We start from the raw sequence: 7,339 nt of genomic DNA on the forward strand, positions 1-7,339 counted from the left end.
TCACCTTGCTTTCGGTTTCACATGATAGGTATGAAGCGCGAAGGGGCAAGTCAACCGCGGCGGCATCAGCCATGACAAATGAGCTTGGCGACATTGGGTTCGGCTACCGGCCGCGCGCGTCCTATGCCACGGATCCCGCGCTTTCGCGCGGCCGCCTGTTCGACGAGGTGGAGAGCCCGACCCGCACGCCGTTCCAGCGCGACCGCGACCGCATCATCCATTCGACGGCGTTCCGGCGACTCAAGCACAAGACGCAGGTCTTCATCGCGCATGAAGGCGACCATTATCGCACCCGGCTGACCCATTCGATCGAAGTTGCCCAGATCGCCCGCGCCCTGGCACGGGCGTTGCGCGGCGACGAGGATCTGGCCGAAGCGGTGGCGCTGGTGCATGATTTTGGCCACACGCCCTTCGGCCATACCGGCGAGGATGCGCTGAACGAGAAAATGGCGGCGTGGGGCGGCTTCGACCACAATGCGCAATCACTGCGCATCGTGACACGGCTGGAGGCGCGCTATGCCGAGTTCGACGGGCTGAACCTGACGTGGGAAACGCTGGAAGGCCTGGTCAAGCACAACGGGCCACTAACCGACTCCAGGGGAAAGGGCCTGAGGGGTCCGGTGCCGCAAGCGATTCGGGACTATTCCGAACTCCACGATCTCGAACTGGACCGGTTTGCGGGCATCGAGGCGCAGTGCGCAGCGATCGCCGACGATATCGCCTACAACACGCATGATATCGACGATGGGTTGAGGGCAGGGCTGCTGACGCTCGACATGCTGGAGGCGGTGTCGTTGCCGGGAAAGATCCTGGAAAGCGTGCGCGCCCGCTATCCTGCTCTCGATACCATGCGCACCGGCCACGAACTGATGCGACGGCAGATCACCGCCATGGTCGAGGACGTGATCAGGTCGACGACCGCCAATCTCGAGCGCATCAAGCCAATGAGCGCCGACGCGGTGAGGTCGGCGGGCGAGACGATGGTCACTTTCTCCAGCGCCATGGCGCAGTCAGAGAAGGAGCTGAAGGCGTTCCTCTACAAGCATCTCTATCGCCACGAAGAGGTCATGCGGGTGCGCGCGGATGCCGAGCGGATCGTCAAGGACCTTTTCGATGTCTATTTCGCCGATCCGCGGGCCATGCCGGACGGCTGGCGCGAGGGGCTGGACCGGGCCGACGATCGCATCAAGGCGCGCAGCGTTGCCGACTTCCTGGCCGGTATGACCGACACCTACGCGCTCAAGGAGCACCGGCGTTTGTTTGACCATACGCCTGAATTGAGCTAGGGCGGGCCCAAATTTACCGGCCACGTGCCGGATTCGCTGCAAAGCCGCAAGAGCCAGACCCCAGAGCCAGTCCAATGAACATCTTCGCCGATTTCAACGCGCGAGTCATAAAAGCCGTCGAAGCGCTTGACCTGAAAGACAGTAATGGCGGTTCGCCCGACCTGTCGCGCATTGCCGTCGAGCCGCCACGCGACGCCAGCCATGGCGACCTGGCGACCAATGCGGCGATGGTGCTGGCCAAACCGACGGGCCAGAACCCGCGCGTGCTGGCCGAAAGGCTGGCGCAGGCGCTTCGTGAGGACAAGGATGTTGCCGGCGCCGACGTCGCAGGTCCGGGATTCGTCAATCTCAGGCTGCAGGACGAGTTCTGGCAGGCGCATCTGACCGCGCTGCTTGGCCGGGGCCGCAACTATGGCCGCTCGACGGTCGGTGGCGGCCGGAAGACCAATGTCGAATATGTTTCGGCAAATCCTACCGGCCCGATGCACGTGGGCCATTGCCGGGGCGCCGTGGTCGGCGACGCGCTCGCCAATCTGATGGCGTTTGCCGGTTACGACGTGACCAAGGAATATGTCATCAACGATGCCGGGTCGCAGATCGACGTGCTCGGCCGTTCCGTCTTGCTGCGCTACCGCGAGGCATTGGGCGAGGACATCGGCGAAATCCCGGCCGGGCTCTATCCCGGCGATTACCTCGTCCCCGTCGGGGAGGCATTGGCCAGGGAGTTTGCCGGCTCGCTGCTGGAGATGCCGGAGGACGAGGCGATGGCCATCGTCAAGGACCGCACCATCGACGCGATGATGGCGATGATCCGCGAAGATCTGGCGTTGCTCAATGTGCATCACGACGTGTTCTTTTCGGAGCGCACGCTGCACGCCGACAATGCCAGGAAGATCCGTTCGGCGATCAGCGACCTGACGCTGAAAGGCCATATCTACAAGGGCAAGCTGCCACCGCCCAAGGGCGAGAAGCCGGAGGACTGGGAAGACCGCGAACAGACCCTGTTCCGCTCGACCGCCGTCGGCGACGACATGGATCGCGCACTGGTCAAGTCCGATGGCTCGTTCACCTATTTTGCCGGCGACGTCGCCTATCTCAAGGACAAGGTCGATCGGGGTTTCGTCGACTTGATCTATGTGCTCGGCGCCGACCATGGCGGCTACGTCAAGCGCCTGGAAGCCCTGGCGCGAGCGATCGCCGGTGACCGCGTGAAGCTCACCGTGCTGCTGTGCAACCTGGTCAAGCTGTTTCGCGATGGTGAGCCGGTTCGCATGTCGAAACGGTCCGGCGATTTCGTGACGTTGCGCGAAGTGGTGGAAGAGGTTGGCCGTGATCCGGTCCGCTTCATGATGCTGTACCGCAAGAGCGACGCGCCGCTCGATTTCGACTTCGCCAAGGTGACCGAGCAGTCCAAGGACAATCCGGTGTTCTATGTGCAGTACGCCTCGGCGCGGTGCCATTCGGTGTTCAGGCAGGCGAGCGAGCAGCTGGGCGAGGCCAATTTCGATCGCCACAGCCTTGCCTCCGCCGCGAATTTGCTCACTGACGAGGGCGAGATCGGCCTGATCCGCAAGCTGGCCGAATATCCACGCCTGATCGAGTCCGCGGCCCTTGCGCTCGAGCCGCACCGGCTGGCATTTTACCTCTATGACCTGGCTTCCAGCTTCCATGGACACTGGAACCGCGGCACCGATAATCCGGACTTACGTTTTGTTAAGGTTAACGACCGACAATTGACGCATGCCAGACTAGGGCTGGTGCAGGCTGTTTCGGACGTTCTCACGTCCGGCCTGACGTTGATCGGAGCCGCCGCGCCCACCGAGATGCGTTAGGTCCGACTAAACAATCTGTCACCTTTTGCCCACATTGCGCTGGTAAGGGCCAACCCTGCGCGACGTCCATGGCGTCCGAATGAGTGCGAGTTCGGGAACAAAAATGGCAGACAGAACCCAGCTGAGAGCAGCCGACCACAACGACATCGCAGACGATGATCCGTTCGCGGAACTGACCAGGATCATGGGATTCGACCCGCGCCAGCCGGTCGAGCCGCAAAGGTCTGGCAAGGGGAAAGCCGACGCCGGTCCCGTGGCGGACGAGGTCTATTCCGACATCGACCTCGACCAGGAGCTACTGGGCGAGTTCGGCGCGTATGACAGCGACCCCGCCCAGGTCGGCGACGCGCATGATCTGGCGTTCGAAACCCCCGACGCCAAGGCGTCGGATGATGGGTTCTCACTGTCGCTTGACGATGATTTCGATCTCGACATGGCGGATATTGTCGGCCAGGCGGCTTCTGCCAGTCATACGGCCGCAGGCTCTGCCGAAGCATCACCAACGCTCGACTCGGCCTTCGATGCCGATTTCGACAATGCGGTCGCCAGTTCGCTAGAAGACGTGTCGCCGTTCGAAGATGATCAGCCGATGGAAGACGAACTGGCCGCGTCGCTCGACCGGAGCTTCCAGGTCGCCCATGAAGCCGAAGAAACCCGCTACGCCGTGCGTACTTCTGTCGATGTCGAGCCGGCCCTGGACCATGAATTCGATCATGCGCTCGCGATCTCGCTCGAGGACGAGCTCATGATCGACGAGCATCCTTCGGACCGGTACGCCGCATACGATGCCCCGGCTGCCCATGCCGTGCCGGTGAGGGGGCACGATGCCCAGTCGATCCCGGATGAGGATTTCACAGGTCATTTCGAAGACGCCATGGCCGATGTCGACATGGACTTCGACATTCAGGCGGATGAACCATTGGCTTCCGAACCAGTGGCTTCCCGTGAGCCCCAGGAGGCCATGCCTGCTCACGTCACGGGTGACGATGTCTCCGGCCGTGCATCCGAGGCAGCGTTGGATGATGCGTTCGACGTGGATTTCGACGATGCGTTTGCTGTGACCGCCGAAGAGCCGGTCGCCGCGGTCGCGCCAGCGCCAGCCGCGCCTGTGGCCCAGCCGACACCTGTCGCCGTCAAGGATGAACGAAGCCTCGAAGACGAGCTGAACGCGCTTCTGGGCGCCATGACCGCGCGCACGGCGCCGGCCAGGGAGCCCATCGCCACGCGGCCAGCGCCCGTCCAGCCGCCTGCGAAGACCGCCGAGGAACCGGCCGATCTGGTCGGCGACCTCGACTGGGGGCTGGATGAGCCCACGCCGTTGGGGCCGCATCACCTCGATGTCGCACAGGGCGAGGTGCGTGTCGACATTGATGCGTCCGCCACGGCTTCGGACACCCGCGACGCGGCGATACCCCCGGTGGATCCCCTGGATTGGCTGGCTGAACGGTCCGCGCCGGCGGAGCCGAGCCGTTCGTGGAGCCGCGTGACACCCGTCCCGCAGGCGCCGGCATTCTCTGCTCAGCCGACCGCGCCGGTGGCTGCGAGCGTCGTGACGCCGGCTGTTGTGCCGTCCTACCGTTCGACGGAGTCGGCCCCCCAGGCGGCCCCGGTTTACGCGCCGCAACCGCGACAGACCGCTCACCACGAAGATATGCCCGATGTCGAGACTGTCGATGTGCCCGAGCGCGTCGTGGCGCTCGCGGACGATCTCGATATTCCGGAACTGCATTTCGAGGACGATGAGCCCGCCACGGCAGGCTATGACGACCTCGACGCGGAGTTCGCCAGCCTTCTCACCGACATGAATGCAATGGAAGTCACCGCCGCGCCTGCCGGCAATGCCCCCAGCGCATCCTATGACGACGAATTCGACAATGCCGGATTCAATTCGGGCTATGGGACCGCCAAGCCGGCCTATCAGCCGGAAGCGCGGACCTATGCGGCGCGGCCGGTGGAAATGCCTGTCCGCGCGGCTGCGCCCACCGCCTATGCCGACGCCGATGGCTTCGATCTTGGCAATCCGCCAGGCGGCCAGCCGGTTGCGCAGGCGGACGATTTCACGGTCGACGAGCTCGATTACGATCCCGAGCTGGACGAGGCGATGACTGTTCCGGGCATCGGCGAACGGGAAGCCGCCAGGTCCTCGCGGGGACGCGGGCTGTTCATCGTGGCGATTGTCGGCGCGGTGGCTGTCGTCGGCGGCCTCGGCGCCTTTGCGCTGTCGCTGGGCGGCAAGGGTGGCAGCGAGGCGCCGGTTATCGTCAAGGCCGACAATGCACCGATCAAGGTTAAGCCTGAAAACCCGGGTGGGGCCGTGGTCCCCAACCAGGACAACAAGGTCTACGACGCGGTGGTCAAGGGCGTGAAGCCCGCCGAGCCGGTCCAGGAAAAGCTGGTCACGAACAGCGAAGAGCCTGTGGACGTGCAGGCCAAGGACCCTGCCCGTGCCATCGATCTTTCGCCTGGTGCAGCCGATGGTGCCGATGCCCTCGGTGACAGCGCGGACGCCGCCGGCGATGCCGTTGCCGGGGCGCCCGCACCGAAATCAGAGGATCGCATCGCCCAGGTGCTGCAGGATAGCGACCAGGGCGCCAACATCGTCGCCGTCGCGCCGCGCAAGGTGAAGACCATGATGGTCAAGGCGGACGGTTCGCTGGTGGCGCGCGAGGATCCGGCGCCGGCCGCTGCGCCGGTCCCCGCGACCGAGCCGGTCGATCCCGCGCCGCAGCATGTCGCGCCGTCGGCACAGGCCGATGCGGACCAGACCGGCACCGTCGCGCCTCAGGCCGCGCAGGCTGGCGACGAGCCAGCGCTCAAGCCGGCAGCCAAGCCCAGGGCCGAGGCCCAGTCGGCCAACACGCCGGCGAAGGTTCCGGTCGCGCCGCAGCGCCCATCCGACCAGCCGGTCGACGTCGTCGGCGAGGTCAAGCCCGATCAGGTTGCATCCATAGATCCGGCGTCGACCGCTGCCAGCGGCGGTTCGTGGTCGATGCAGATCGCTTCTCAACCCACGGTCGAGAGCGCCCAGTCAAGCTATCAGGACCTTCAGCGCCGGTACGGCAGCGTGCTGGCCGGTCGCACCGCCAACATCGTCAAGGCGGAGATCGCCGGGAAGGGCACGTTCTACCGTGTCCGCGTGCCCGCGCAATCGCGCAACGACGCGATCAACCTTTGCACCAGCTACAAGGCCGCCGGCGGCAATTGCTTCGTCTCCCGCTAGACGGTCATCCAAGCTGAAAGCCGGCGCGGTCCAAAACCGCGCCGGCTTTTTCATGTGGAGACAGAGCTGGCGCTCGACGGCATCCGGGTCGCGACGATTCCCTTCGGCCGCGCGAAGCCCTAGACTGCGGGCATGACCGAATCAAAATCCATGATCCTCGGCTGTGCCGGGAAATCGCTCACCCGCGAAGAAATCAATTTCTATCGCAATGAATGCCCGTGGGCGTTCATCCTGTTTGCGCGCAACATAAGCGAGGCCGAGCAGATCCGGGATCTTGTGGCGCAGATGCGTGACTGCGTCGGGCGCCCGGACGCACTGGTGTTCATCGACCAGGAGGGCGGTCGCGTGCAGCGCCTGCGGCCGCCGCTGGCGCCGAACTATCCTGCCGGCGGCGCGCTTGGCGCCTTGTGGCGCGACGACCACGATGCCGGTGCCCGTGCCGCCTGGCTGATGGCGCGGCTGCATGCCTTTGACCTGCTGCGCTATGGCATATCAGCCGATTGCCTGCCAGTGCTTGACGTGCCGATCGAGGGCGCCAGTGACGTCATCGGCGCGCGCGCCTACGGCAAGGACCCGCGACCGGTGATCGAACTCGGCCGCGCGGCCGCGGAAGGACTGATGTCGGGCGGTGTGCTGCCTGTCATGAAGCACATCCCCGGCCACGGGCGAGCCTTCGCCGACACGCATTTCGAATTGCCTGTCGTCAATGCCTCCTTCAGCGATCTGCAGCGGCATGATTTCGCCCCGTTCAAGGAGCTCAGCCATCTGCCGATGGCGATGACGGCGCATGTCGTCTACAGCGCGATCGATCCCAACAATCCGGCCACCACGTCGGGCAAGGTCATCGACGAGATCATCCGTCGCGAAATCGGCTTCGACGGGCTGCTGATGAGCGACGACACCTCGATGAAGGCGCTTTCTGGGGATTTCCCGACAAAGGCGGCCTCGATCCTTGCGGCGGGCTGTGATCTGGTCCTTCACTGCAACGGTGTTTTCGAGGA

4 protein-coding genes are annotated in these 7,339 nt (G+C 64.6%); all 4 read left to right on the top strand.

The window, feature by feature from the left end; genetic code table 11:
• Positions 1-71 precede the first annotated feature (71 nt).
• Positions 72-1,286, top strand: a complete 1,215-nt coding sequence (locus WC739_RS07045) for a deoxyguanosinetriphosphate triphosphohydrolase (protein WP_372952299.1) — start codon at positions 72-74, stop codon at positions 1,284-1,286.
• Positions 1,287-1,360: 74 nt separating this feature from the next.
• Positions 1,361-3,118 carry an arginine--tRNA ligase gene (gene argS / locus WC739_RS07050; RefSeq protein ID WP_372952300.1) on the top strand — a complete coding sequence of 586 codons (1,758 nt, stop codon included), beginning with the start codon at positions 1,361-1,363 and terminating at the stop codon, positions 3,116-3,118.
• Between the two features lie 103 nt (positions 3,119-3,221).
• A complete protein-coding gene (locus WC739_RS07055) occupies positions 3,222-6,338 on the top strand; it encodes an SPOR domain-containing protein (protein ID WP_372952301.1) in 3,117 nt (1,038 codons plus the stop codon).
• 132 nt (positions 6,339-6,470) lie between these two features.
• The coding region (gene nagZ / locus WC739_RS07060) for a beta-N-acetylhexosaminidase (protein ID WP_372952302.1) at positions 6,471-7,339 on the top strand (869 nt) is incomplete at its 3' end.

It is taken from the genome of Mesorhizobium sp. (assembly GCF_041661565.1).
Lineage (GTDB): Bacteria > Pseudomonadota > Alphaproteobacteria > Rhizobiales > Rhizobiaceae > Mesorhizobium.

Bases quoted from the DNA above. Each gene is read 5' to 3' on its own strand.
- WC739_RS07045 (WP_372952299.1), top strand. From the start codon at position 72: ATGACAAATGAGCTTGGCGACATTGGGTTCGGCTACCGGCCGCGCGCG.
- argS (WP_372952300.1), top strand. From the start codon at position 1,361: ATGAACATCTTCGCCGATTTCAACGCGCGAGTCATAAAAGCCGTCGAA.
- WC739_RS07055 (WP_372952301.1), top strand. From the start codon at position 3,222: ATGGCAGACAGAACCCAGCTGAGAGCAGCCGACCACAACGACATCGCA.